Source organism: Pseudomonas sp. D(2018) (genome assembly GCF_005502555.1).
Taxonomy (GTDB): domain Bacteria; phylum Pseudomonadota; class Gammaproteobacteria; order Pseudomonadales; family Pseudomonadaceae; genus Metapseudomonas; species Metapseudomonas resinovorans.
The window spans coordinates 21,706-46,707 of sequence record NZ_SCOK01000035.1 but is presented as its reverse complement, the minus strand read 5'-3'; the positions used below and the strand labels follow the sequence as shown (position 1 = coordinate 46,707).

General features: G+C 67.1%; 24 protein-coding genes. 20 read left to right on the top strand and 4 right to left on the bottom strand.

Going from position 1 to position 25,002, the window contains the following annotated elements:
• The first annotated feature begins 12 nt into the window (after positions 1 to 12).
• From FFS60_RS20220 to gspM, 20 genes are all read left to right on the top strand, one after another.
• Positions 13 to 1,110: an ABC transporter permease gene (locus FFS60_RS20220; protein WP_028630809.1), complete on the top strand. Its 1,098-nt coding sequence runs from the start codon at positions 13 to 15 to the stop codon at positions 1,108 to 1,110.
• A gap of 148 nt (positions 1,111 to 1,258) precedes the next feature.
• Positions 1,259 to 2,185 carry an ABC transporter permease gene (locus tag FFS60_RS20215; protein ID WP_137822964.1) on the top strand — a complete coding sequence of 309 codons (927 nt, stop codon included), beginning with the start codon at positions 1,259 to 1,261 and terminating at the stop codon, positions 2,183 to 2,185.
• Between the two features lie 181 nt (positions 2,186 to 2,366).
• Positions 2,367 to 3,449 carry a BMP family ABC transporter substrate-binding protein gene (locus FFS60_RS20210; RefSeq protein ID WP_137822963.1) on the top strand — a complete coding sequence of 361 codons (1,083 nt, stop codon included), beginning with the start codon at positions 2,367 to 2,369 and terminating at the stop codon, positions 3,447 to 3,449.
• 77 nt (positions 3,450 to 3,526) lie between these two features.
• On the top strand, positions 3,527 to 4,489 hold the full coding sequence (locus tag FFS60_RS20205) for a 2-oxoglutarate and iron-dependent oxygenase domain-containing protein (RefSeq protein ID WP_137822962.1): 963 nt from the start codon (positions 3,527 to 3,529) through the stop codon (positions 4,487 to 4,489).
• A 205-nt stretch (positions 4,490 to 4,694) separates the two neighbouring features.
• Complete coding sequence (locus FFS60_RS20200; RefSeq protein ID WP_137822961.1) at positions 4,695 to 5,645, top strand: adenosine deaminase; 951 nt, start codon at positions 4,695 to 4,697, stop codon at positions 5,643 to 5,645.
• A 294-nt stretch (positions 5,646 to 5,939) separates the two neighbouring features.
• Positions 5,940 to 6,581, top strand: a complete 642-nt coding sequence (locus FFS60_RS20195) for a response regulator transcription factor (protein WP_028630804.1) — start codon at positions 5,940 to 5,942, stop codon at positions 6,579 to 6,581.
• A 19-nt stretch (positions 6,582 to 6,600) separates the two neighbouring features.
• The gene (locus tag FFS60_RS20190) at positions 6,601 to 8,808 is read left to right on the top strand and encodes an ATP-binding protein (protein ID WP_137822960.1); all 2,208 of its coding nucleotides are present in this window, start codon (positions 6,601 to 6,603) and stop codon (positions 8,806 to 8,808) included.
• A 161-nt stretch (positions 8,809 to 8,969) separates the two neighbouring features.
• Positions 8,970 to 10,469: an N-acetylglucosamine-binding protein GbpA gene (gene gbpA, locus FFS60_RS20185; RefSeq protein WP_028630803.1), complete on the top strand. Its 1,500-nt coding sequence runs from the start codon at positions 8,970 to 8,972 to the stop codon at positions 10,467 to 10,469.
• A 61-nt stretch (positions 10,470 to 10,530) separates the two neighbouring features.
• Positions 10,531 to 11,046, top strand: a complete 516-nt coding sequence (locus tag FFS60_RS20180; protein WP_028630802.1) for a cytochrome b — start codon at positions 10,531 to 10,533, stop codon at positions 11,044 to 11,046.
• 5 nt (positions 11,047 to 11,051) lie between these two features.
• Positions 11,052 to 11,534 carry a type II secretion system protein N gene (locus tag FFS60_RS20175; RefSeq protein WP_137822959.1) on the top strand — a complete coding sequence of 161 codons (483 nt, stop codon included), beginning with the start codon at positions 11,052 to 11,054 and terminating at the stop codon, positions 11,532 to 11,534.
• A gap of 22 nt (positions 11,535 to 11,556) precedes the next feature.
• Positions 11,557 to 13,452, top strand: coding sequence for a type II secretion system secretin GspD (gspD, locus tag FFS60_RS20170; protein ID WP_137822958.1), 1,896 nt, complete (start codon positions 11,557 to 11,559; stop codon positions 13,450 to 13,452).
• Positions 13,449 to 14,933, top strand: coding sequence for a type II secretion system ATPase GspE (gene gspE, locus FFS60_RS20165; protein ID WP_137822957.1), 1,485 nt, complete (start codon positions 13,449 to 13,451; stop codon positions 14,931 to 14,933). Before gspD ends, gspE begins: the two co-directional genes overlap by 4 nt.
• 2 nt (positions 14,934 to 14,935) lie before the next feature.
• Positions 14,936 to 16,144 (top strand): type II secretion system inner membrane protein GspF, encoded by a 1,209-nt coding sequence (gene gspF, locus FFS60_RS20160; protein WP_137822956.1) that lies wholly within the window; start codon positions 14,936 to 14,938, stop codon positions 16,142 to 16,144.
• Between the two features lie 15 nt (positions 16,145 to 16,159).
• Positions 16,160 to 16,594: a type II secretion system major pseudopilin GspG gene (gene gspG, locus FFS60_RS20155; RefSeq protein ID WP_028630798.1), complete on the top strand. Its 435-nt coding sequence runs from the start codon at positions 16,160 to 16,162 to the stop codon at positions 16,592 to 16,594.
• A gap of 1 nt (position 16,595) precedes the next feature.
• Positions 16,596 to 17,087, top strand: coding sequence for a type II secretion system minor pseudopilin GspH (gene gspH / locus FFS60_RS20150; protein ID WP_256658119.1), 492 nt, complete (start codon positions 16,596 to 16,598; stop codon positions 17,085 to 17,087).
• Positions 17,068 to 17,448, top strand: a complete 381-nt coding sequence (gene gspI, locus FFS60_RS20145; protein ID WP_256658118.1) for a type II secretion system minor pseudopilin GspI — start codon at positions 17,068 to 17,070, stop codon at positions 17,446 to 17,448. The genes gspH and gspI overlap by 20 nt, the downstream gene beginning before the upstream one ends.
• Complete coding sequence (gene gspJ / locus FFS60_RS20140; RefSeq protein ID WP_137822953.1) at positions 17,445 to 18,044, top strand: type II secretion system minor pseudopilin GspJ; 600 nt, start codon at positions 17,445 to 17,447, stop codon at positions 18,042 to 18,044. Before gspI ends, gspJ begins: the two co-directional genes overlap by 4 nt.
• Positions 18,037 to 18,912, top strand: coding sequence for a type II secretion system minor pseudopilin GspK (gspK, locus tag FFS60_RS20135; protein WP_137822952.1), 876 nt, complete (start codon positions 18,037 to 18,039; stop codon positions 18,910 to 18,912). Before gspJ ends, gspK begins: the two co-directional genes overlap by 8 nt.
• Before the next feature lie 5 nt (positions 18,913 to 18,917).
• Entirely contained in the window at positions 18,918 to 20,006 is a 1,089-nt protein-coding gene (gene gspL / locus FFS60_RS20130) for a type II secretion system protein GspL (protein WP_137822951.1), read from the top strand.
• Positions 20,007 to 20,009: 3 nt separating this feature from the next.
• Positions 20,010 to 20,540 carry a type II secretion system protein GspM gene (gspM, locus tag FFS60_RS20125; RefSeq protein ID WP_081668157.1) on the top strand — a complete coding sequence of 177 codons (531 nt, stop codon included), beginning with the start codon at positions 20,010 to 20,012 and terminating at the stop codon, positions 20,538 to 20,540.
• Here gspM and FFS60_RS20120 read toward each other — a convergent pair.
• The 4 genes from FFS60_RS20120 to FFS60_RS20105 form a co-directional block, all read right to left on the bottom strand.
• Positions 20,477 to 21,130: a 7-cyano-7-deazaguanine/7-aminomethyl-7-deazaguanine transporter gene (locus FFS60_RS20120; RefSeq protein ID WP_028630792.1), complete on the bottom strand. Its 654-nt coding sequence runs from the start codon at positions 21,128 to 21,130 to the stop codon at positions 20,477 to 20,479. The genes gspM and FFS60_RS20120 overlap by 64 nt on opposite strands.
• A gap of 373 nt (positions 21,131 to 21,503) precedes the next feature.
• Positions 21,504 to 22,037, bottom strand: a complete 534-nt coding sequence (locus FFS60_RS20115) for a cytochrome b/b6 domain-containing protein (RefSeq protein ID WP_028630791.1) — start codon at positions 22,035 to 22,037, stop codon at positions 21,504 to 21,506.
• A 3-nt stretch (positions 22,038 to 22,040) separates the two neighbouring features.
• On the bottom strand, positions 22,041 to 22,307 hold the full coding sequence (locus FFS60_RS20110) for a PepSY domain-containing protein (protein ID WP_028630790.1): 267 nt from the start codon (positions 22,305 to 22,307) through the stop codon (positions 22,041 to 22,043).
• Between the two features lie 120 nt (positions 22,308 to 22,427).
• On the bottom strand, positions 22,428 to 24,968 hold the full coding sequence (locus FFS60_RS20105; protein WP_137822950.1) for a PAS domain S-box protein: 2,541 nt from the start codon (positions 24,966 to 24,968) through the stop codon (positions 22,428 to 22,430).
• Between the last annotated feature and the right edge of the window lie 34 nt (positions 24,969 to 25,002).

Below are 25,002 nucleotides of genomic sequence, written 5' to 3'. Positions count from 1 at the left end.
CGAGACCCTTCCATGTTGCTATCCCTGGAACCCCGCCAGCAGCAGTCGCGCGCGATGCTCGCACTGTCGCCGCTGCTGGCCGGACTGCTCACCCTGGCCAGCGGCGCCCTGCTGTTCGCCGCCCTCGGCCATGACCCGCTGGAAACCCTGCATACCCTGCTGATTGCGCCCATCAGCGACCTCTACGGGCTCTCCGAACTGCTGGTCAAAGCGCTGCCGATTCTGCTCTGCGCGCTGGGCCTGGCGGTCGCCTACCAGGCGCGGGTGTGGAACATCGGCGCCGAGGGCCAGTTGCTGATCGGCGCCCTGGCCGGCAGCGCGCTGGCCGTGCAGATCATCGACTGGGAAAGCCGCTGGGCCCTGGCGTTGGTACTGGCTGCCGGCACCCTGGCGGGCGCTGCCTGGGGCGGTCTGGCGGCGTGGCTGAGAACGCGCTTCAACGCCAACGAAATCCTCACCACCATCATGCTCAACTACATCGCCCTGAACCTGCTGCTGCATTTCGTGCATGGCCCCTTGAAGGACCCGGCCGGTTTCAACTTCCCCGAGTCGGCGATGTTCGGCGACGCCTCGCGACTGCCGCCGCTGCTGGAAGACCTGCGGGTGCATGTCGGCCTGTACTTCACCCTGCTGGCGCTGGTGGTGGTCTGGGTGCTGCTGCAGAAGAGTTTCCTCGGCTTCCAGATCAAGGTGCTGGGCCTGGACCAGCGCGCCGCCGGCTTCGTCGGTTTCCGCGAGAAGCGCCTGGTCTGGCTGGTGCTGCTGATCAGCGGCGGCCTGGCGGGCCTGGCCGGCGTGGGCGAAGTCACCGGGCCTATCGGCCAACTGGTGCCCCAGGTATCGCCGGGCTATGGCTACGCGGCGATTACCGTGGCCTTCCTCGGCCGGTTGAATCCCTTCGGCATCCTCGCCGCCGGCCTGCTGATGGCCCTGCTCTACCTGGGCGGCGAGAACGCGCAGATGGCGCTGAACCTGCCGCAATCCATCACCGAACTGTTCCAGGGAATGATGCTGTTCTTCCTGCTGGCCTGTGACGTGCTGATTCTCTACCGGCCGCGCCTGACAGTGCGCTGGCGAAGAAGGGAGCAGGTCAGGGAGGCGATGGCGTGAGGCACAGTCCGGCATCCCTCACCCTAACCCTCTCCCAGAGGGAGAGGGGACTTTCCCCGAGCCTCGTCAACCTCCCCTCTCCCCTTGGGAGAGGGGCCGGGGGTGAGGAACGCAGAGCAAAACACGAAGACCAATCTTGGAGCACCCCATGGACCTCGATCTGCTGAGCAACATCCTTTTCGCCATGGTGCGCTGCGGTACGCCCCTGCTGCTGGTGGCCCTGGGCGAACTGGTGTGCGAGAAGAGCGGCGTGCTCAACCTCGGCCAGGAGGGGATGATGCTGTTCGGCGCCGTGGTGGGTTTCATCGCCGCCCTGGCTACCGGCAACCTCTGGCTCGGCGTGTTGCTGGCGATAGCCGCCGGCATGCTGCTGTCGGCCCTCTTCGCCCTGGTGGCGCTGGGCTGCAACGCCAACCAGGTGGCCACGGGCCTGGCACTGACCATCTTCGGCGTGGGCTTGGCGTCCTTCGTCGGCGCGGCCTGGGTGGGCAAACCGCTCGCGGGGTTCGAGCCGGTGGCCATTCCGCTGCTGAGCGAGATTCCACTGCTGGGCCGCATGCTCTTTGCCCAGGACCTGCTGGTGTACCTCAGCTTCGCGCTGTTCGCACTGGTGGCCTGGGTACTGCTGAAGAGCCGCATCGGCCTGGTGATCCAGGCGGTGGGCGAGAACCCCGACGCGGCCAGCGCCATGGGCCTGCCGGTGATGCGCGTGCGCACCCTCGCGGTGCTGTTCGGCGGCGCCATGGCGGGCATGGCCGGGGCTTACCTGTCGCTGGCCTACACGCCGATGTGGGCGGAAAACATGACCGCAGGACGTGGCTGGATCGCCCTCGCCCTGGTGGTGTTCGCCAGCTGGCGGGTATTGCGCGTGCTGCTCGGTGCTTACCTGTTCGGCCTGGCCAGCATCCTCCACCTGGTGGCCCAGGGCCTGGGGCTGGCGATCCCGGCCAACCTGCTGGCGATGCTGCCCTACGTGGCGACCATCCTGGTGCTGGTACTGCTCTCGCGAGATGCCCTGCGCACCCGCTTGTTCGCGCCGGTATCGCTGGGCCAGCCGTGGCGCGCCGGTCACTGACGCACCAGCAGAAGGCGTGCCGCACCAACTTCAGGCCCCGCCCAGTGCGGGGCCTCGACGTTTCCGGTGGGCTGAAGCCCACCCTACGGGGTTTGCACAGTTGTTTGTCCGCTTGGTCAGCTTTTTGCAAACGAGCCTGCAGCGTAAACGCCACTACAGGACCAAAGGAGCAACACCCGTGATGCACAAGAACATCAAAAAGAACGTGCTGCGTACCCTGGCGGCCGCCATCGGCTTCAGCAGCATCCTTTCCGCCAGCGCCGCCGACCCGCTGAAGGTGGGCTTCGTCTATGTCGGCCCCATCGGCGACCACGGCTGGACCTACCAGCACGAGCAGGGCCGCAAGGCGCTGGAAGCCAGGTTCGGCGACAAGGTGCAGACCAGTTTCGTCGAGAACGTGGCCGAAGGCGCCGACGCCGAGCGGGTGATCCGCAACATGGCCAAGGGGGGCTATGACCTGGTGTTCACCACCTCCTTCGGCTACATGAACCCCACCGCCAAAGTGGCCAAGCAGTTCCCCAAGGTCACCTTCGAGCACGCCACCGGCTACAAGCAGGACAAGAACCTCGGCACCTACCTGTCGCGTTCCTATGAAGGCCGCTATGTCGGCGGTTACCTCGCAGCGAAGATGACCAAGACCCACAAGATCGGCTACATCGCCTCCTTTCCCATTCCCGAGGTGATCCGCGACATCAATGCCATCCAACTGGCGCTGAACAAGTACGACCCGCAGGCGGAGATCAAGGTGGTGTGGGTCAACACCTGGTTCGACCCGGGCAAGGAATCCGACGCGGCCAACGCGCTGATCGACCAGGGCGTGGACGTGATCTTCCAGCACACCGACAGCCCGGCACCGATCCAGGCCGCCGAACGTCGCGGCGTGTACTCGGTGGGCTACGCCTCGGACATGGCCCACTTCGGGCCGAAAGCCGTGCTCACCTCCATCGTCAACAACTGGGGGCCGCACTACATCCAGGCCACCCAGGGCGTGATGGACGGCAACTGGAAGCCACAGGACTTCTGGGGCGGCCTGAGTGAAGAAACCATCGAGCTGCCCATCAGCGACCTGGTGCCGGCCGATGCGAAGGCCGAAGCCGAGAAACTGATTGCCAGCATCAAGAGCGGTGCGTTCCACCCCTTCACCGGCCCGATCAAGGACCAGACCGGCGCGGTGAAACTGGCTGACGGCGTGGTGGCCACCAATGCCGACCTGGCCTCGATGAACTACTACGTAGAAGGCATCAAGGCGGAACTGCCGAAGTAACCTTCCGCCAACCCTCTCCTCTCGGGAGAGGGTTGGGGAAAGAGCCAGCGCCCCACGAGGAATCCAAGGATCACCCGATGAACCAGCTCCCGATCATCGACATCGCCCCGCTCTACGCCGACGAGCCAGACGCCTGGCGCGAGGTGGCCGCGCAGATAGATGCTGCCTGCCGCGAATGGGGCTTCTTCTACATCACCGGGCACGCCATCAGCCCGGTGCGAATCAAGAGCCTGCTGGACGCCGCCAAGGCCTTCTTCGCCCTGCCGGATGCCGAGAAGCTGAAGATCGACATCACCCAGACCCGCCACCACCGTGGCTACGGCGCCATCGCCACCGAACAACTGGACCCGAGCAAGCCCAGCGACCTCAAGGAAACCTTCGACATGGGCTTCCACATGGCCGCCGACCACCCCGAGGTGCTGGCGGAAAAGCCGCTGCGCGGCCCCAATCGCCACCCGCAGCTGCCCGGTTGGGAAGCGCTGCTGGAGCAGCACTACCAGGACATGCAGGCCCTGGCGCAGACCCTGCTGCGGGCCATTGCCATGGCGCTCGATATCGAGCCGGACTTCTTCGACAAGCGCTTCCATGAGCCGATCAGCGTGTTCCGCATGATCCATTACCCGCCGCGCCACACCGCCAGCTCCGCCGAGCAGCAAGGCGCCGGTGCCCACACCGACTACGGCTGCATCACCCTGCTCTACCAGGACGAGGCTGGCGGCTTGCAGGTGCGCAACCTGAAAGGCGAATGGATCGACGCGCCGCCGATCGAGGGCAGCTTCGTGGTCAACCTCGGCGACATGATGGCGCGCTGGAGCAACGACCGTTACACGTCCACGCCGCACCGGGTGATCAGCCCGCTGGGGGTGGATCGCTACTCCATGCCCTTCTTCGCCGAGCCGCACCCGGACACCGAAATCAGCTGCCTGCCGAACTGCTCCAGCGCAGCCAACCCGCCCAAGTACCCACCGGTGACCAGCGCCGACTATCTGCTTTCGCGTTTTACCGATACCTACGCCTATCGCCGTGAGGAAATCGCATAACCCTGTAGGGGCGATTTCATTGGCGATTGAAATCGCTCTGTCTGCATGACGTGTTGCAAGCAGATGCCTTGCCCGATGGTCAATCTCTCGCAACAGCTAACGCAGACCTGGCGATTGAAATCGCCCCCACAAGGCGCTGGCTCAGCACATTCCCATCCAGCCGGTTAAACTTTCCGGCGGTCTAGCCTGAAAACGAGAAACCACCATGTACGACTGGCTGAATGCCCTGCCCAAGGCTGAGTTGCACCTGCACCTGGAGGGCTCCCTGGAGCCTGAACTGCTGTTCGCCCTGGCCGAACGCAACAAGGTGGCGCTGCCCTGGGCCGATGTGGAAACCCTGCGCAAGGCGTACGCCTTCAACAACCTGCAGGAATTCCTCGACCTCTATTACGCCGGTGCCGATGTGCTGCGCACCGAGCAGGATTTCTACGACCTGACCTGGGCCTACCTGGAACGCTGCAAGGCGCAGAACGTGATCCACACCGAGCCGTTCTTCGACCCGCAGACCCACACCGACCGGGGCATTCCCTTCGAGGTGGTGCTGACCGGCATTCGTCAGGCCCTGGAAGACGGCCGCGAGCAACTGGGCATCAGCTCCGGGCTGATCCTCAGCTTCCTGCGCCACCTGTCCGAGGAAGAAGCCCAGAAAACCCTCGACCAGGCCCTGCCCTTCCGCGATGCCTTCATCGCCGTGGGCCTGGACAGTTCGGAGAAAGGCCATCCGCCGAGCAAGTTCCAGCGCGTGTTCGACCGTGCCCGTGGCGAAGGCTTCCTCACCGTCGCCCATGCCGGCGAAGAAGGCCCGCCGGAGTACATCTGGGAAGCGCTGGACCTGCTCAAGATCGAGCGTATCGACCACGGCGTGCGTGCCATCGAGGACGAGCGCCTGATGCAGCGCATCATCGACGAACAGATCCCGCTCACCGTCTGCCCGCTGTCCAACATCAAGCTCCGCGTGTTCGAGCACATGCGCCAGCACAACATCCTCGAGATGCTGGAGCGCGGCGTGAAGGTGACGGTGAACTCCGACGACCCGGCCTACTTCGGCGGCTATGTCACGGAAAACTTCGCCGCCCTGCACGAGCACCTTGGCATGACCCAGGACCAGGCCAGGCGCCTGGCGCAGAACAGCCTGGATGCGCGCCTGGTGAAGTGATCGCCAGGCAGGGTGGATGGCGCCCTTTCCAACCACCTTCGACGTCATGACTCGCTTCACCTGGTGGGCAGCACATCCGCTGTCCACCCTCCTCTTTCTTCACCAATGAGTGCGCCACCCATGCCATCGGCGAGCGAGTTGTAGGAAATTTCCTAGAGCCGGGTAGTCCGGGATGGACGCCCCGCCAGACCCGCTTCCGGCGCCCCTTAAGATGCCTCCCATCGCCTTGCGAGACCGCCCGCGCAGTCTTCGCCACAAGACCAAAAACTCGATGGATACCGAGGCTCCCCCTACATGCCAACCCGAATCGTCATTGTCGATGACCACCCCATCACGTTGATCGGCATGCGCGCCCTGCTCAGCACCTGCGACAACCTCAAGGTGGTGGGCGAGGCTCACTGTGTCGACAGCCTGTTCGAGCAGCTTGATCGCCAGCCCTGCGACCTGCTGGTGACCGACCTGATGATGCCGGAGAGCGGCCAGGTCGACGGCCTGCACCTGATCCAGCGACTCCGGCGGCACTACCCGGCGCTGAAGATCATTGTCGTCACCATGCTCAACAACCCGGCGCTGATCACCTCGGTGCTGCGCCAGGGCGTGCAGGGGCTGGTGAGCAAGCGCGGATTGCTCAATGACCTGCCACGCGCCATCCGCAGCCGCTCCAGCGCGCCCTTCCTCTCCCCCGCCCTGCAACACCTGCTGGACGTCAGCGAGGCCGAACACGGCAAAGCCCTGGCGGTACCTGAGCAACTGTCTCCCCGCGAGGTGGAGGTGCTGCGCCTCTATGGCGCCGGCCTCAGTGTGGGGGAGATCGCCGCACGCCTGGTGCGTTCCAAGCAGACCATCAGCGCCCAGAAGACCAGCGCCATGCGCAAGCTCGGCCTGGATACCAACGCCGCCCTGTTCCTCTATATCCAGGAACACGGGCTCGCCTGACGCCCCGCCGGAGACCACCATGCCCAACCGCCACAGGCTCCTGGTGCGCCTGGCGCTTTGCTGCGCCTGCCTGCTGCCGCTTCCGGCCATCACCCAGGCCAATGACGCCGTGCCGTCCTACGACGTAACTCACCTGCCGATGGACCCGGCCGAGGCGATGACGGCCCTCGGTGACGAGGACGCCCCGCCGTCGCACCCGTTCTGGCACGCCTTTCTGCTGGTGGCCTGGATCGTGGTGCCATCACTGCTGTGGAACTGGCGCCTGCAGGGCCAGGTGAGCGAACGCCGCGCGGCACAAGACCAGTTGTGCGACCAGTTGGCCTTCCAGTTCTCCCTGCTCAACGGCCTGCCGACGCCGCTCTATGTCCGCGACCTGGAAGGACGGCTGACGACCTGCAACCGCGCCTACGAGAACTTCTTCGGTAGCTCCCTGGAGGAACTGCGCGGCACCCGTGTCCAGCAACTGCCCGATGCCCCGCCCGAGCTGGTGGAGCTGCTGGCGGCGGAGTACCGACAACTGCTGTTGCATCGCCAGCCGCGCTACTTCGACTGCCGCATCGAAAGCGCCGGACGTACCTTCCACGTCTATCACTGGCTGGTGCCCTTCTACAGCGCCAGGGGCACTCTTCAGGGCCTGCTCGGCGGTTGGATCGACATCAGCGACCGCAAGCACCTGGAAGACCGCTTGCGCGAGGCGCAGCAGGCCGCCGTCAAGGCCAGCGCGGTCAAGAGCCGGTTCCTCGCCACCATGAGTCATGAGCTGCGCACCCCGCTCAACGCCCTGGTAGGACTGCTGGAGCTGGAGACCACCACCCGCGCAGCGCCCACTGAAAACCTGCGCATCGCCCAGCAGTCGGCCCACTCGATGATCGACCTGATCGGCAACATCCTCGACCTGGACAAGATCGAGTCCGGACAGATGCAACTGGCGCCACAGCCCACCGACCTCGACGCGCTGCTCAGGGGCAGCCTCGACCTGTTCGCCGCCCAGGCGCGGGAAAAGGGCCTGGACCTGAGTTTTCAGTGCGCGCTCCCAGCCGCCCGGCACTACCTGCTGGACCCGCTGCGCCTGCGCCAGGTGCTGCACAACCTGCTCGGCAACGCCGTGCGGTTCACTCACCAGGGCCACGTGACCCTGCAAGCCGCAGCGCTCGAACAGTCGACAGGCAAATGCCTGCTGCGAATCGAGGTCAGCGACAGCGGCATCGGCATCCCGGTGGAATTCCAGCCGCGCATCTTCGACGCCTATCGGCAGGCGCACACCGAGGTATCCAGCGAGTACGGCGGTTCGGGGCTGGGCCTGAGCATCTGCCGTCACCTGACCAGTCTCATGGGCGGGCGCATCTGGCTGGAAAGCGAACTTGGCCAGGGCTGCCGGGTGCACGTCGAGCTGCCTCTGGCGTGGACCCCGGCCGATGACAGCGTGAAGTCGGCGCCTGTCGCAACGGTTGCCGGGGACCTGACAGGGCTCGAGGTGCTGATCGTCGACGATGTTTCCACCAACGGCCTGGTCCTCCAGCAACAACTGGCCAGCCTCGGTCACCGCGGGACCTTCGTCAGCGACGCGGAGTCGGCGCTGCGCGCCTGGGCGGAACGCCCCTTCGACGTCCTCATCAGCGACTGCAACATGCCCGGCATGGACGGCTATGCGCTGACCCGGGCAGTGCGTGCCCGCGAGAGCGCGCAAGGCGTCGCGCCGATACGGATCATCGGCTACACCGCCAGCGCCCTGAGCGGGGAGGAGTCGCGTTGCCGGGAGGCCGGCATGGACGAACTGATGATCAAGCCCGTGACCCTCGCCCGCCTGCGCGGTGCCCTTGGCGGTGCGCTGCCGGCGATCGACCCGGTCCCGGCGACTGCAAGCGCCGGCCAGGGTTTCGACCTGTCCCACCTCGAAGGCCTGCAGGGCATCGACCCGGCCCTGCTCGACCGGTTGCTCACCGAGCTTCGTGCCAGCCTCACCCAGGAGCGCCAACGCCTGCAGTCACCGTTGCCGGCGGACGACCCTGAAGCCGTCGGCCAGGTGGCGCACCGCCTGGCCGGCCTCGCCTGCACCATCGATGCGCCGGGTCTCATGCAGGCCTGCCACGGGCTTTCCCCAGCCCTGGCGCGAGGCGCCAACGACCTTCGCCGACAACAGGCCGAGGTCGTGGCGAGCCTCGAAACACTGTTGCGGCACGTCGAGGAACGGCTGGCTGGAGCCAGCCCGTGGCGCCCTCATTCCTGAGCGAGCACCACGCTTTCGGACTCGTCCCATGGGGCCACTCGAGCTGACCCGTCACTCTGCACTGGCCCGGAACGCCCCACGCCGTCGGTGTCCCCCATCCCCGTCGGCCGGAAAAGCCGGGCACCCCAATGGACATTTCCAACGCTATAAAAGGTAATTCGATGAACCATTCCACTCGCCCCCTGGCAGCGCGCATGCTGCCGCTGGCAGCCGCTCTCGGCCTGGCTGCACTCGGTGCCCAGCAGGCTTCCGCCCACGGCTACGTCGATAGCCCGAAATCCCGTGCTTACATGTGCGCCGCGTCCGGCGGCAGCCTGAACAAGGACTGCGGCTCCGCAGCCTGGGAACCGCAAAGCATCGAGTACTCGCCGAGCGTCGGCCACCACTACAAGGGCCGCTACTGCGCGGACGATTTCACCAAATGCGGCCCGGCCGACGGCACCATCCCCTCTGGCGGCATCAAGGGTTTCGCCAAGCTGAACGAGCAGTCGGCGACCCGCTGGCAGAAGACCACCATCAAGCCGGGCATCAACGACTTCACCTGGCGCTATACCGCCGGCCATGCCACGGCCTACTACCAGTTCTACATCACCAAGAAGGACTGGAACCCGAACCAGCCGCTGACCCGCGAGTCCTTCGAGTCCAAGCCCCTGCTGCACGAGAACGCCAATGGCGCGCGGCCGTCGTCCGGCACCCGCACCACGCACAAGGTGAACATCCCATCCGACCGCAGCGGCTACCACGTGGTCCTGGCCACCTGGAAGATCGGTGACACCGCGGCCACCTTCTACCAGGCCATCGACGTCAACATCGATAACAAGGGCGCGCCGCCGAGCGAATGGACCACCATCGGCGCCGTCCAGCCGGAAGCCCTGAGCATCGGCGACAAGGTGACGACCCGCGTCTTCACCAAGGCCGGCGAGCAGGCCAACCGCCAGACCCTGCTGCGCATCGACAACGCCCAGCAGGCCCAGGCCAATACCTGGCCCTACCTGCTGGCGCAGAAGGCCAACCAGGCCAACGCCGGCTACCTGATGGGCCAGCTGAACGCCGACGGCAAAGTGGTACCGAACTACGGCACCAACAACATCTACACCAAGGCCGGCAGTGACGTGGTCCGCGTGGAGATCCAGAAGGAGCAGCCGAGCATTCCGGCCGCGCTCAGCCTCTCCAGCCTCAAGGACAGCTACACCCTGAAGAACGGCTCCGCCGAGCTGCACTTCAACGCCATCGCCCAGGGCGGCAAGTACACCATCGACGCGACCGTGTTCAACGCCAAGGGCGAGAGCATCGCCTACCAGCAAGGCGAGGCCGGCAACAACATGCCGCACTTCAGCCTGCCGCTGAAGAACGTCCAGGCCGGTGAATACGACCTGGTGGTGCTGGCCAAGCCGGAGAAGGGCGAGCTGCTGCAGAAGACCCACCACTTCACCCTCAAGGATGAAAGCGGCAATGGCGGCGGTAACGCCAAGTACGACTACGTCTTCCCCGATGGCGTGAAGAGCTACCGTGCCGGCGTCCGCGTCCTGGCCAAGGACGGCAACATCTACGAGTGCAAGCCGTTCCCCTACGGCAGCTACTGCCCGCAGTGGAGCACCGGCGCCAACCACTTCGAGCCCGGCGTAGGCCAGTTCTGGTCGCAGGCCTGGATCCGCAAGTAACCCCTCCCGCAACCTGAACGAGCGTGGCGCCCCGGCGCCACGCTCCCGCCCGGGAACCGACATGACCTCCGAACGCTACTCCAAGCCACGCCGGCTGCTGCACTGGTGCTTCGCCGCGGTGATCATCTGGGCCACCGCCACTGGCTTTTTCAACTCGCTGACGCACCTGCCCGAATCCGTCGAGAACGCCATCGCCTTCATCAACGTCTCGCTGACCGCGCTGCTGATCCCGCTTTTCGCCCTGCGCCTGTATTACGTCCTGGCCCACCCGGCGCCCCATGGCCCCACCCATGAGAGCCGCAGCGCCCACCTGCTGGCCCAGGCCGGCCACCTGGCGCTCTACGTGACCATGGCCGTGGTGCTGCTGACCGGCGTGTTGATGATGGATCGCCCCATCAGCGTGTTCGACCTGCTGGTGCTGCCGCAGCCCCTCAGCGAGCCGGTGCTGATCGAATTCTTCGACGAAATCCACCGCTACAGCTGCATCGCCCTGGCCCTGCTGGTGATCGGCCACGTCGCCGCCGTGGCCGTGCATCAGATGCGCGGGCACGGTGTGCTGCGGCGCATGGCCCTGTGATCGCCATGCTGCGCAACCTCTTCCCTTCGCTGCAGCGCGGCCTGATTCCCCTCGGCCTCGCCGCCCTGGGCACCTGGCTGGGCTGGCTCGGCCTGCAGGGCTGGCACGACTGGCAAGCGCTGGATACACCACCGGCCCAGACGATCGCGTCGATCGCCGAGTCAGCCCCGGTCCACCATCCACTGGACAACCGTGCCATCGCCGAACTCTTCGGCGCCCTGTCGGCCACACCGCTGGAAGCCAGCTCGCACGCCGTCGACCTGACCCTGCTGGCCAGCCTCAGCGAGGGCCGCGCGGTGCTCTCCCGCGCGCTGATCCAGTCGCCCGAGGGCAGCGCCTTTTACCGCCTCGGCGATCGCCTGCCCGGTGGTGCCCGGCTAAAGGCCGTACACCCCGACCACGTGGTGATCCAGGCGGGCGGCCACGAGCAGCGCCTGTCCTTTCCCCACTCCCGCGAACGCCTGCTGGCGCCACGCACCGCGCCCTGACCAACCCGGTAGAGACAACGCCATGAACCTGACCCGACTCACGGGCGCCCTGCTGATGCTCGGCACCCTGCTCTCCCCGCTGCCGACGCTGGCCGCCAAGGGCGCCGAACGCCAGTGGACCCTGAACATGAAGGATGCGGAACTGCGCGACCTGGTCAGCGAGGTGGGCGACATCACCGGCAAAACCATGGTGCTCGACCCGAACATGAGCGGCCGCGTGACGGTGCAATCCTCCACAGCCATGGACCAGGACGGCATCTACTCGCTGTTCCTCACCGTGCTGCGCAGCCAGGGCTTCGCCGCCCTCGACCAAGGCGACCGGGTGCTGATCGTTCCCGTCGCCGACGCCAAGACCCGTGCCAGTGACACGGCCGGCGACGAGTTCGTCACCGAAGTCCTGACGCTGCACAACGCCACCTCCAGCGAAGTGGCCGCCGTGGTGCGCCCGCTGGTGGCGCCGGACGCCTATGTGGCGCCCTCGGCCAGTTCCAACGCCCTGGTGGTGACCGACAGCGCCAGCAATGTCGCACGCATCCGCCAGGTGGTGCGCGAGCTGGACGGCGCCGGCAATCCGGCCTTCAGCACCCTCGAACTCAAGCACGCCTGGGCGGTCGACGTTGCCAAGACCCTGACCGACAGCGTCACCCAGAACGGCAACGGCCCGAGCAACACCAAGGCCGTCGGCGACGCCCGCAGCAACCGGTTGATCCTCATCGGCCCGTCCCAGGCGCGCCAGCGCATGGCCGAGCTGGCCAGGTCCCTCGACGTGCCGGGCGGCGCCAACGACAGCGCCCGCGTCGTGCGCCTGCACCATAGCGACGCCAAGCAACTGGAAGAACTGCTCAATGGCATTGGCAAGCACCTGGACAATGGCCGCGGCAACGAGGGCGGCAGCGCCGCCGGCAGCGTGCTGGTCAGCGCCGACAAGAGCCAGAACGCCCTGGTGCTGATGGCCGAGCCGGCCCAACTGGCCATGCTCGACAAGGTCATTGGCGAGCTCGACCGGCCGCGCGCCCAGGTGCTGGTGGAAGCGGCCATCGTCGAAGTCAGCGGCGATATCAGCGACGCCCTCGGCGTGCAGTGGGCCGGAAGCGGGGAGCACGGGTTCGGCGCCAGCAACTTCCCCGGTACGGGCCTGGCCATCGGCACCCTCGCCAAAGCCAATCTGGACAAGCTGCCGAACCTCCCGGAGGGCGCCATCATCGGCCTGGGCAGCCGCAACTTCGGCGCGCTGGTCACCGCGCTGTCCAGCAACGCCAACAACAACCTGCTGTCCACCCCGAGCCTGCTGACCCTGGACAACGAGACGGCGGAAATCCTCGTGGGCCAGAACGTGCCCTTCCAGACCGGTTCCTACACCACCGATACCGCCGGTGCCAGCAACCCCTTCACCACCGTCGAGCGCAAGGATGTCGGCATCACCCTCAAGGTGACCCCGCACATCAACGAGGGCGCCTCGCTGCGGCTGAAGGTGGAGCAGGAAAGCTCCGAACTGGCCACCACCCCGGCCGGTGTCAGCACCAGCGACGTGGTCACCAACAAGCGCGCGGTGAAGAGCACCATCCTTGCCGACGACGGGCAGATCATCGTGCTTGGCGGCCTGATCAAGGACAACCTCAAGACCCAGGTGAGCAAGGTGCCGCTGCTGGGCGACATCCCGCTGCTCGGCCGCCTGTTCCGCAGTACCCGCGAAGTCAGCGAAAAGACCAACCTGATGGTCTTCCTGCGCCCGACCCTGCTGCGCGACAGCAGCTCAAGCGCCCAGGCCAGCGCGCGCAAGTACAACGACCTGCGCCAGTTGCGCCCGGCCAACGGAGGCGACAACCGCCTGCTGTTGCCCAAGGACAGCCGCGGCCTGTTCGACGCATCGAAGAAGGATCAGGTGCTGGACATGCGCCAGCAGGAGCAGCGTCCGTGACCGTCGTGACCAACCTGCCGTTCAGCTATGCCCGGCGCCACGGCGTGCTGCTGGAGCCTGGCGAAGGCGGCCCGCTGCTGGTGTGCCGGGCGGATACGCCACTGGAAATCCTCGCTGAAGTGCGCCGGCACGGCGCTGGCGGCGGACGCCTCCAGGTACTCGATGCCGAGGACTTCGCCCAGCGTCTGGCCGAGCGTTACCGCGACGGTCGCGATGACGCCATGCAGGTGGCCGAGGGGCTCGGGGCCGAAATCGCCGGCCAGGACGACCTCGCCAGCCTCGCCGAACAACTGCCGCAGACCACCGACCTGCTGGAGCAGGAGGACGACGCGCCGATCATCCGCCTGATCAACGCCATCCTCGGCGAGGCGGTGAAGGCCAAGGCCTCGGACATCCACCTGGAAACCTTCGAGCAACACCTTTCGGTACGCCTGCGAGTGGACGGCCTGTTGCGCGAAGTCCTGCGCCCCCGCCGCGAGCTGGCGGGGCTGCTGGTGTCGCGGATCAAGGTGATGGCCAAGCTGGACATCGCCGAAAAGCGCATCCCCCAGGACGGCCGCATCGCCCTGCGCATCGCCGGTCACGAGGTGGACGTGCGCGTCTCCACCCTGCCCTCGGCCCATGGCGAGCGGGTGGTGATGCGCCTGCTGGACAAGCAGGCCGGGCGCCTGGACCTCGGCCGCCTGGGCATGGCCGCGGACCGCCGCGAACGGCTGGAGGGCGCCCTGCACCGACCCCACGGCATCCTGCTGGTCACCGGCCCCACCGGCTCGGGCAAGACCACCACGCTCTACGCCGGGCTGGCCAGCCTCAACAGCCTGACCCGCAACATCCTCACCATCGAAGACCCGGTGGAGTACCACCTGCCGGGCATCGGCCAGACCCAGGTCAACACCAAGGTGGACATGACCTTCGCCCGGGGTTTGCGCGCCATCCTGCGGCAGGACCCGGACGTGGTGATGGTGGGCGAGATCCGCGACCGCGAAACCGCCGAGATCGCCGTGCAGGCTTCGCTCACCGGCCACCTGGTGCTCTCCACCCTGCACACCAACAGCGCCGTGGGCGCCGTCACCCGCCTGGTGGACATGGGCGTCGAACCCTTCCTGCTCAGCACCTCGCTGCTGGGCGTGCTGGCCCAGCGACTGGTGCGCGTGCTCTGCCCTACTTGCAAGACGCAGGCCCCGGCCGACGCCGCTGCCTGCGACCACCTCGGGCTGGACCGGGCCAAGCCGCCAGCGCTGTGGCACGCGGTGGGCTGCGATGCCTGCCAGCACAGCGGCTACCGAGGCCGCCAGGGCATCTACGAACTGGTGCTGCTGGACGAAACCCTGCGCCAACTGATTCACCAGGGCGCAGGCGAAGCCGAGCTGGCCCGCCACGCCCGCCTGCACGGCGCCAGCCTGTTCGCCGATGGCCGCGCCAAGGTGCTGGAAGGCGTCACCAGCCTCGAAGAACTGCTGCGCGTAACCCGCGAGGATTGAGCATGGCCGCCTACGAATACCTCGCCATGGACCAGACCGGCCGCAAGCTGCGCGGCGTGCAGGAGGCCGACAGCGAACGCCAGGCCCGCCAATTGCTGCGCGAGCGTCACCTGGTACCGCTGCGCTTGCGCGCGGCCCGTGGCAGTCTGCGCACGGTGGGCAGCAACAATCGACGTGGCCTCGGCGCGGCCGAGCTGGCCATGCTCACCCGCCAGCTCGCCACCCTGGTGCAAGCGGCGCTGCCGCTGGAAGAAGTGCTCGCCGCGGTGGCGGCCCAATGCGAGAAACGCAGCCACCAGGGCATGCTGCTGGCCATTCGCGCGCGCGTGCTCGAAGGCCACGGCCTGGCCCGCGCCATGGCCGAATTCCCCCGCGCTTTCCCGGCGCTGTATCGCGCCACGGTCGCCGCTGGCGAACGCGCCGGGCACCTGGGCCAGGTGCTGTTGCAACTGGCCGACTACACCGAAGCGCGCCACGCCGCGCGGCAGCAGATCCAACTGGCACTGCTCTACCCGAGCATCCTGCTGCTGGCGGCTTTCGGCATCGTCGGTTTCCTGCTCGGCTTCGTGGTGCCGGACGTGGTGAAGGTGTTCATCGACAGCGGCCAGGAGCTGCCGGCACTGACCCGTGGCCTGATCGCCGCCAGCGCCACCTTGCGCGACTACGGCCTGATCATGCTGGTGCTGCTTGCGGGCCTCGTCGGCGCGTCCCGGCTGATGCTGCACAGGCCCGCCACGCGCCTGCGCTGGCATGCGGCGCAATTGCGTCTGCCGGTCCTGGGCAAGGTCCTGCGCGCTGGCAGTTGCAGCCGCTTCATCAGCACCCTGGCGATCCTCGGACGCAGCGGCGTGCCGCTGGTGGATGCCCTGGAGATCGCCGCCGAGGTGGTGGCCAACCAGCAGATTCGGACCGGTCTGAAAGACGTATCGCGTGCCGTGCGCGAAGGTGGCGGCCTGACCCGGGCTCTGGAGCGCAGCGGCCACTTCCCGCCGATGATGCTCTACATGATCGCCAGCGGCGAACGCTCCGGTGAGCTGGACGCCATGCTCGAACGCGCCGCGCGCCAGCAGGAAGCACACCTGGCCAACCGCATCGCCCTGCTGGTTGGTCTGTTCGAGCCGGCCATGCTGGTGTTCATGGGCGCCAGCGTGCTGCTCATCGTGCTGGCGATCCTGATGCCCATCCTCAGCCTCAACCAACTCGTTACCTGACAGATAGGCACAGTCATGCCCACGCAATCGCAACAACGGGGTTTCACCCTGATCGAAATCATGGTGGTGGTGGTCATCCTCGGGGTGCTCGCCGCCCTGGTGGTCCCGCAACTCATGAGCCGCCCCGACCAGGCCAAGGTCACCGCCGCGCAGAGCGACATCAAGGCCATCGCCATGGCCCTGGATATCTACCGGCTCGACAACCACGTCTACCCCAGCACCCAGCAGGGCCTCGACGCCCTGGTGAGCCGCCCCTCCGGCACCCCGCCGGCGCGCAACTGGAACCTCGACGGCTACCTCAAGCGCCTGCCCGTCGACCCCTGGGGCAACGCCTACCAGTACATCGCCCCCGGCAGCGACGGCAACGCCTACGACCTGTTCTCCTTCGGCGCCGATGGCCGTTCGGGCGGCGACGGGCTTAACGCCGACATCGGCAACTGGGACCTCTGACGTGCAACGCGGGAGTGCGGGTTTCACCCTGCTGGAAGTGCTGGTGGTGATTGTCGTGATCGGCCTGCTCGCCGGCCTCGCGACCCTCGTGCAGCGCGACAACGGTGGCCAGCAGGCGCTGCGCGAGGCCGAGCGGCTGCGCAGCCTGCTCGGCCTGCTGCGGGAAGAGGCGGTGCTCAGTCATCGCGACTTCGGCCTGCGCATCGACGCCGAGGGCTACTCCGTGCAACGCCTGGACCTGGACGGCCAGTGGCAGCCCGCCCCCGATTACCGCGCGCAACGCCTGCCAGCCAACCTGCGCCTGCATCTGCAACTGGACGACGAGGCCCCCGCCCCGAATCGCGGCGAGCGGCGCCAGGCACCGCAACTGCTGGTGCTTTCCAGCGATGAGGTATCGCCCTTCACCCTGCGCCTGGAGTACCGGCTGGTGCCCCTGCTCGCCCTGTCCAGCGACGGTCTGGAGGAGGTTCGCCTTGAACGCCTCGCGCCCTGAGCAACAGGGTTTCACCCTGCTGGAAGTAATGGTCGCCCTGGCGATCTTCGCCACCCTTTCCATTGCCCTCTACAACGCGGCGATTCACGTGGCCGGCACCAGTGCCGCGCTGACCGAACGCAGCCTGGCCCACTGGCTCGCGGACAACCGCCTGAGCGAGCTGCGCGCGCATATGCGTCCGGCCCCCAGCGGCCATGACGAGGAGCGTCTCGGCTTCGCCGGGCGCGACTGGCGGCTGGTCAGCGAGGTCGGCCCGGCGCCTGACCCGCGTTTGCTCAAGGTCAGCCTGGAGGTCCTGGTGGACGGCGCTCGCCCCGTCCGCCGCGCGCACCTGGTGGGTTTCATCGAGGCCCAGCCATGACCCAGCGCGGTTTCACCCTGCTGGAGGTGCTGATTGCCGTGGCGCTGTTCAGCCTGCTGGGTTTGGCCTGCTATCGCCTGCTGGAGCGAGTGATGCACAGCGACCAGCGCATCGCCGCGCACGAAGTCCAGTTGCGCCAGTTGCAACGCGCCCTCGGCCTATTCGAGCGCGACCTGACCCAGGCCATCGCCTCTCCGCTGGGCGACGACCCCAGCCGGCGCCAGGCACTGATCGGCCAACCGGATAACCTGCGGCTGGTGCGCGGTGGCTGGAGCAACCCGCTGCACCAGCCACGCAGCGAGGTGCTGGAGGTCGGCCATACCTGGCGCGATGGCCAGTGGCGGCGCCAATACCGCAGCCCGCCCCGCCGCGAGCTGGAAACGCCGCCCCAGCATAGCCAGCGGCTGCTCGACGGCATCAACGGGGTTCGCCTGCGCTACATCGACAGCCAGGGCGAGGGCCATGACAGCTGGCCGGTCGCCAGCGCGCCGCTGAGCCTGCCCCGTGCCCTGGAGCTGGAACTGGACGCCCCCGGCTATCCCGGCGTCCGCCGGGTCATCCTGCTACCCGGTTTCGAAGGGGACGGCGATGCCTGAGTACCGCCGCCAACGGGGCGTGGCCCTGATCAGCGTGCTGCTGGTCACCGCCCTGGTCACCCTGATCGTCAGCGACATGCTCGCCCGCCAGCGCCTGAGCCTGGCCAGCAGCGCCAACCAACTGAACCAGCAGCAGCTCTGGCAACTGGCCCTGAGCGGCGAGGCCTGGGCACGCCAGCAACTGCTGGCGGACCTGCGCGACACGGACGAACTCGGTCGCGTGCACCTCGGTCAACGCTGGGCCCAGGGCGAGCATGCGTTCGACATCGAAGGCGGGCACATCCGCATCCGTCTGGACGACCTCAGCGGCCGCCTCGACCTGAATACCCAGAATGGGAACAGCGACCCCGTGCTGCGTGCCCGCTACCAGCGCCTGCTGGGCGTGCTCGGTCTCCCCGCCCATGACCCGGCCAGCCTGCTGCCCCGCCTAGGCCGCGATGGCAAGCCGCTGCCCCTGGCCGACATCAGCGAGCTGCAGCGCCTCGCGCCACTGGACGCTGTGAGCCTGCGCCGGCTGCGGCCCTGGGTCCGCACCACGGAAGGCGCGCTGAACGTCAGCACCGCCCCGGCCGAAGTACTGGCCGCCCTCGAAAGCCTCGACCTGTCCGTCGCCCGCGCCATGGTCCACGCCCGGCCTGCGGAAGGCTATGCCAGCGTCCAGGCCTTTCTCGAACAACCGCTGCTGCAGGACCGCCAGGTCCGCTCCTTGGGACTTGGCATCAGCAGCGAGCATTTCCGCGCCACCCTGGATGTCGAGCTGGGCGAGCGGCGCCTGCGTCTGGTCAGTGACTTGCACACCCGCGCCGATGGCCGCGTGGAGGTCCTGCGCCGCCGGCTCGCCCCTCCCGACACCCGCTTTTCGGAGTAACCAACGTGCAAGCCTGGCTTCATCTCAGCCCCCCTGCCCCGGCGGACGGCGACTGGTCGCTGTGCTGGTGGCGCGCCAATGGCGCTGTCATCCAGGGCGACCTCGAACAGGCCGCCCGGGACCTCGCCGGCCTTGACCTGACCCTGCTGCTGCCGGCCGAGGCCGCCAGCCATCACCGTATCGAGGTGCCCGCCCGTAGCGGCCGCTGGCTGCGCCAGGCGATCCATTCGGCTCTGGAGGAACGGCTGCTGGACAACCTCGATGACATGCTGCTGGCCCGAGGGCCCTTGCAGCAGCGGCGCCACTGCCGCCTGTTCGCGGTGCGCCGCGACTGGCTGCGCCAGGTCCTCGCCCGGCTCGCCAAGCACGGCCTTGCGCCCGGGCGCATCCATATCGACGCCGACTGCCTGCCGGGCGAGCGTGCCCTGGCAGTGCGCTGCGCCGGCCGCTGGCTGATCGGCGGTGCCGCGCCCCTGCGCCTGGCCGTGGACGACCAGCAACGGAGCGACCTCGGCGCGCGCCTGCCGGACGACCTCCAGTGGTGTGAGGAAGCCCCCTGGCCACTGCTGGCCGAAGGCTCGCGGCACGCCATCGACCTGCGCCAGGACGAGTTTGCCCGCGCTTCCGGGCGCCGCCTGCCCTGGCGGACCCTGGTGCTGCTGGCGGCCCTGGGCGTGGCTGCGCAGCTGGGCCAGGACATCGCTCACCGGCTCATGCTGGAGCAGCGCGCCCACGAACTGGCCCAGGCCAACCTGGCCGTCTGGCAACTGCACGCCCCTGACCCGGGCCCCGTCGTCGACCTGCCCCGTCAAGTGCGCGCGCGGATGCAGCAGGCCGGCCAGCCCCACCTTGGCCTTGCCCACGGCCTGGACAGCCTGGCGCGCCTATGGAAAAGCAGCGGCGGTGCCATCGCCCAGGTTGACCGGCTCGACTACCAGGCGGGCGAGGGCTGGACCCTGCGCGTTCGCGCGCCGGCCTTCGCCGATCTCGAACGCTTGCGTGAAGGCCTGGTGCGCCAGGGCCTGATCGTCCTTTCCGACTCCGCCGTGCGCGATTCCGATGGGGTCAGCGCACGCCTGCAAATCAAGGACTGACATATGTCCCGACTACTGAACCCGCTGCACCAGCACTGGCAGCGCCTGCCCGCTCGGGAGCGCCGCGCCTTGCTGGCACTGGCCCTGTTCGTCGGCCTGGTGCTGGCCTGGCGACTGATCTGGCAGCCCCAGCAACACGCCTTGCAGCACGCCGAACGCCGTTACCAGGAGGAACTCCAGTTGCAGATCGACCTTGCCAACCTGCCCCACAACCCCGCTCCGCCAGGCGAGCGCATCCCCCCGACCGCCCTGCCGGGTTACCTCGCCAGGACCAGTGCCAATGCCGACATCACCCTCGAACGCATGGACGGCGACGACTCGGGGCGCGTGAACCTCCACCTGGCGGGCACGCTCGACAGCGTGCTCGCCTGGATGGAACGACTGGAAGACAGCGGTGTGGAGGTGGTGTCGCTGGGGATGGACGTCAGCCGAGAGGCTGACGTGAAGGCGCGGATGGTGGTGGAGGCGCCTCAGGAAACCCGTGCCGGGCTGGGCGACAGCAGGCGCAGGATGCCGCCCAGCAGCATGCCGTAGAGCGGCACGAAGAACACCAGGCTGATCGCAAGCTTGACGCCGTAATCCACGGTGGCGATTTCCACCCAGTGTTCGGCCATGAACGGGTTATCACTGCGCCAGAACGCCACGGAGAAGAAGGCGAAGGTGTCTAGCAGGTTGCCCGCGATGGTCGAAGCCACCGGGGCTATCCACCATTGGCGCATCTGCCGCAGACGGTCAAAGACCTGGATATCCAGCACCTGGCCCAGCACATAGGCCAGGAAACTGGCCAGGGAAATGCGCGCAACGAACAGGTTGAACTCGCCCAGGGCCGAGAGGCCGCGGAAGGCCGCCTCCTGGAACAGCACCGACACCACATAGGACGCCAGCAGGGCCGGCAGCATGACCCGCGCGATCACCCGCCGCGCGGCCTGCTTGCCCATCAGGCGCACGGTCAGGTCGGTGGCCAGGAAGATGAACGGAAAGCTGAATGCGCCCCAGGTGGTGTGCCAGCCGAACAGGGTGATCGGCAGCTGCACCAGATAGTTGCTGGCGATGATGATAAGGATGTGGAACGCGATCAGGCCGGTCAGCGCCGGGCGCCAGACCGTGGGAGAAGCAGCGGGCATGGTGATTGGCATCCTTTTTACCGATGGGGTGAGGGAACCCATGTCGCGGCCCCCTGGCCAACGACGGCGCGCATTCTAACTTGACCCGCGCGTCAGGAAAAGCCGCTTCGTTTGGGCGCGAGCATCCAGGGTGACGAGTAATCATCCACGTTCGTAGAACCTGGACTTGCTTTTTGCCCCCTGTAAGGGGGCGTGGCCAACTCTCGGTGCAGGCTGGCACATCGTAGCCCGGATGAAATCCGGGAGCGGCGATTGGACTTTCCCCGGATTACATCCGGGCTACTGACTCAACGTTGCGACAACTAACGCAGACATAGCCAATGAATTCGCCCCCACAAAGGGAGCGCATGCGAGAAGGGCCGCACAGCGGCCCCTATTCGTTCGGTACCTTGCGTCGCCCGGTCACCATGGACCACGGCAAGTTCTCGCGCGTGCGCACGCTTTCCACCAGCGCCGCCGTGACATGCACGCAGGCCAGCCAGAACAGGCTGTCGGCCATGAAGACATGGATATCCCGGGGCAGGTCCTCGCCCCAGAAGTAGTCGATTTCTTCCATCAGGAAACCGGTGACGCCCAGCCCCAGCATCAGCAGGAGCATGAGGATCATCACCAGCCCGCCCAGGGGCGAGTGCCCCAGGCGGTGCATGTGGCCACCGGAAAGCAGCGCCTTGGCGTGAGCCAGCAGGCGTGCCGGACGCGGCCAGAAATCGGCCCAGCGTGCCGGCCGGGGGCCGACGAAGCCCCAGACCAGCCGCACCAGCACCACCGCCACGGCGTAGTAGCCGAGCCAGCGGTGCCAGCCGTCACCTGCCTCGTTGAGGAAGTAGTCGCCGATGAAGGCCGCCACCAGGGACCAGTGACCAATCCTGATCACCGGGTCCCAGAGGCGAACGGTGTCAGCGCTCACGGGTCAGTCCTCGATCTCCTGCTTGACCACCTTGCCGTCAACCGGGTCGAAGTAGATCTCGACCTTGCGCTTGTCCTTGTCCCAGCCGTAGATCTCGTAGCAGTTGCCCTCGGTCACCTTGAACTTCTTGATGTCGTAACCCTGGGACTTGAGGTCGTCCTGGAACTTGGTCTGGTCTTGCCAGGTGGCTTTGTCGGCAGTGGTGCATTCGGTCTTGGCGAACGTCAGCGGGCTGACGAGGGCCAGGGAAAGAAGCAGGAGCTTACGCATGGGAATAACCTCGAGTTGTACGTGCTTTGGCTAAAGGCAATGCAATGCTTTCTCATTCACTGCCATGACGATGGAGATTAGGCCAGGCTTGGAGGGCTGTCATTTCGGGGCCGGCCGGTCTCAGCGATGTTCGACCGCAAATTGACCCCGACCTGCGTGCTTGGCTCGGTAACAAGCTGTATCAGCCTGTTTCAAGAGCTCTGCAGGCTGCGCGTTAGAGCCGTGGATGCAGGACATGCCGATGCTGGCGCCCACGCGAAACTGTTGCCCTTCCCACTCCAGCACCACGCCCTGGATCTGCGCGATCAGCCGCGCTGCCAGCAGTTCTGCCTGAGGCAAAGGGCAACTGCGCAAGATCAGGGCGAACTCGTCGCCCCCCAGGCGCGCCAGCTGGTCCCCGGCGCGGACCTGGGATTGCATCAGCCGCGCGAGCTGGCGCAGCAGTTCATCGCCAGCGGCGTGGCCGGCGCTGTCGTTGACCTGCTTGAAACGGTCGAGGTCGATGAAGCAGAGCACGCTGCTGCCATCGTTCTGCAGTACATCGCGACAGCTTTCGGCGAGGGCATCCTCGAAGGCCGGGCGGTTGAGCAGGCCGGTGAGGGCATCGTGAGTGGCGGCATAGCGCAGGTGCTTCTGCATGGCCCGCGCCTCGCTGACGTCGGTAAGCACCAGCACGCTGCCCAGCAGGGTGCCGTCACCACTGCGCATGGGGGCCGCCTGACCGCGCAGGGCGATGGTGCCGCCTGCCGGGTGGCGCAGCGAGGCGAGGCCCTGGAGGCTGGTGGCACTGCCCTGCTCCAGGCATTCGCGCACCGGGTTGGGAACCAGGCGGCCGTCTTCGCCTTCCAGCAACAGGACCTGTTCGATGGGCAACCCCTGGGCCTCGTCGCTCTGCCAACCACTCAGGCGTACGGCCACCGGGTTGAGGAAGCTGACCCGGCCTTCCAGGTCGGTGGTGATGACGCCGTCGCCGATGGCGTCGAGGGTCACCTGCAATCGCTCGCGCTCGTCGTGCAGGCGTTCGGCCAACTGGCGAAGCTCGCTGACGTCCCAGTTGGTACCGACCATGCGCAGCGGCGTGCCGTCGGCATCACAGACCAGGCGCGCGTGTCCCTTGAGCACCCGCTGGCCGCCATCGGCGCGACGGATACGGAACTCGATGTCCAGGCGACGACTGCCTTCGCGCGCGGCCAGCACTTCGCGCTCGGCCCGTTCGGCATCGTCCGGGTGCAGGTGGGCGCGCCAATCGGCAAAGGACAGGTCGTCGCCAAGGCTACGCCCGTAGAGGCGGCACATGCCTTCGTCCCAGAGCAGGCGGTCGCTGGCCAGGTCCCATTCCCAGACACCGACACCGCTGGCTTCGGTGGCCACCGAGTAGCGCCGCGCCAGTTCCGCTTCGCGCTCTTCGGCACGCTTACGCCGATCGATGTCTTCGATCTGCGAGATGAAATACATCGGCTCGCCCTCGTGGTCGCGCACCAGGGATACCGCCAGCAGGCCCCAGATTTCCCGGCCGCTCTTGTGCAGGTAGCGTTTCTCCAGGCGATAGCTGTGGCGCCGCCCGGCGAGGACTTCCCGGACCAGTTCGAGGTCGTCGGCGAGGTCTTCGGGATGGGTGAGGTCGTGGAAGCTCAGCGCGGTGAGTTCATCCTCGCTGTAGCCAAGCATGTCGCACAGCGCATGGTTGACCCGCTGCCAGCGGCCGTCCAACCCCACCAGGGCCATGCCGATGGCGGAGTGGTCCATGGCGTCGCGAAAGCGCGTTTCACTCGCCGCCAGTTCGCGACGGCGCTTGCGCAACTGCTCGACCGCCGACGCCAGCAGCAGGGCTGGCAGCAAGGCCAGCAGCAACGGCAGGTAGACCAGCAGATCGCGCCAGCCTTTTTCCAGGGTCGTGGCATCGAGCAGGCCAAGGGCGATGATCAAGCCGCCGCTCACGGAGGTCATGGCCACCAGCAGCGCAGTACTGGCGAAGGTCAGGCGCACCGCCGCGATCATCAACGGCAGGGACAGGTAGACGAAGGGAAAGGGCAGCCACAGCAGCGCGAGAGGGGTGCCCAGCAACACGAGGCCGCCGTAGAACAGCAGCTCGTGGCGACGACGCTCGCCAATGAACTCCCACCAGCTGTGCTGGCGCATCCAGACCGCCAGGGGCAGCACCGAGACGGCGCCGAGCATGGCGCCCTCGACCCAGTACATCCAGCCGCTTTCGAAGGAGTCCAGCCCCTGCCAGGCGAGGATACTGGCCCCCAGACTGGCCCCCATCAGTGGCGGCAGCAGGGCACCAAAGAACATGAACTGCAGGAAGGCCCCAGGGCTTTCGTTCATCCGCAGCGCGGCGCCACTGACCCGCAACAATGCCGCGGCAAGAATGATCTCCAGCAGGTTGGGCGCAATGAAGCTGGCCGCGAGCGCCAGGCCATCGCCAAAGGCCAGGTTGGCCAGCAGGTCGGCCAGCATCGCCACCGTCAGAATCGGTGCCCAGCGGCGCAGCGGTTGGTCCCAGAGCAGGGCGACGGTGAAGGCGTTGGCGTACCAGAGGGTGGCGATGCTGCCGGGCTGGCGCGACAGCCAGACAGCCCCCAGGGCCAGCAGCAGATAGCCGGAGAAGACCAGCAACAGGGTCGGCAAGAAAGCGCCTGGTTCGCGTGTACGGGGCATCAGCCGGGTCTCCCACGGCGGGCGCCGGGCGCGG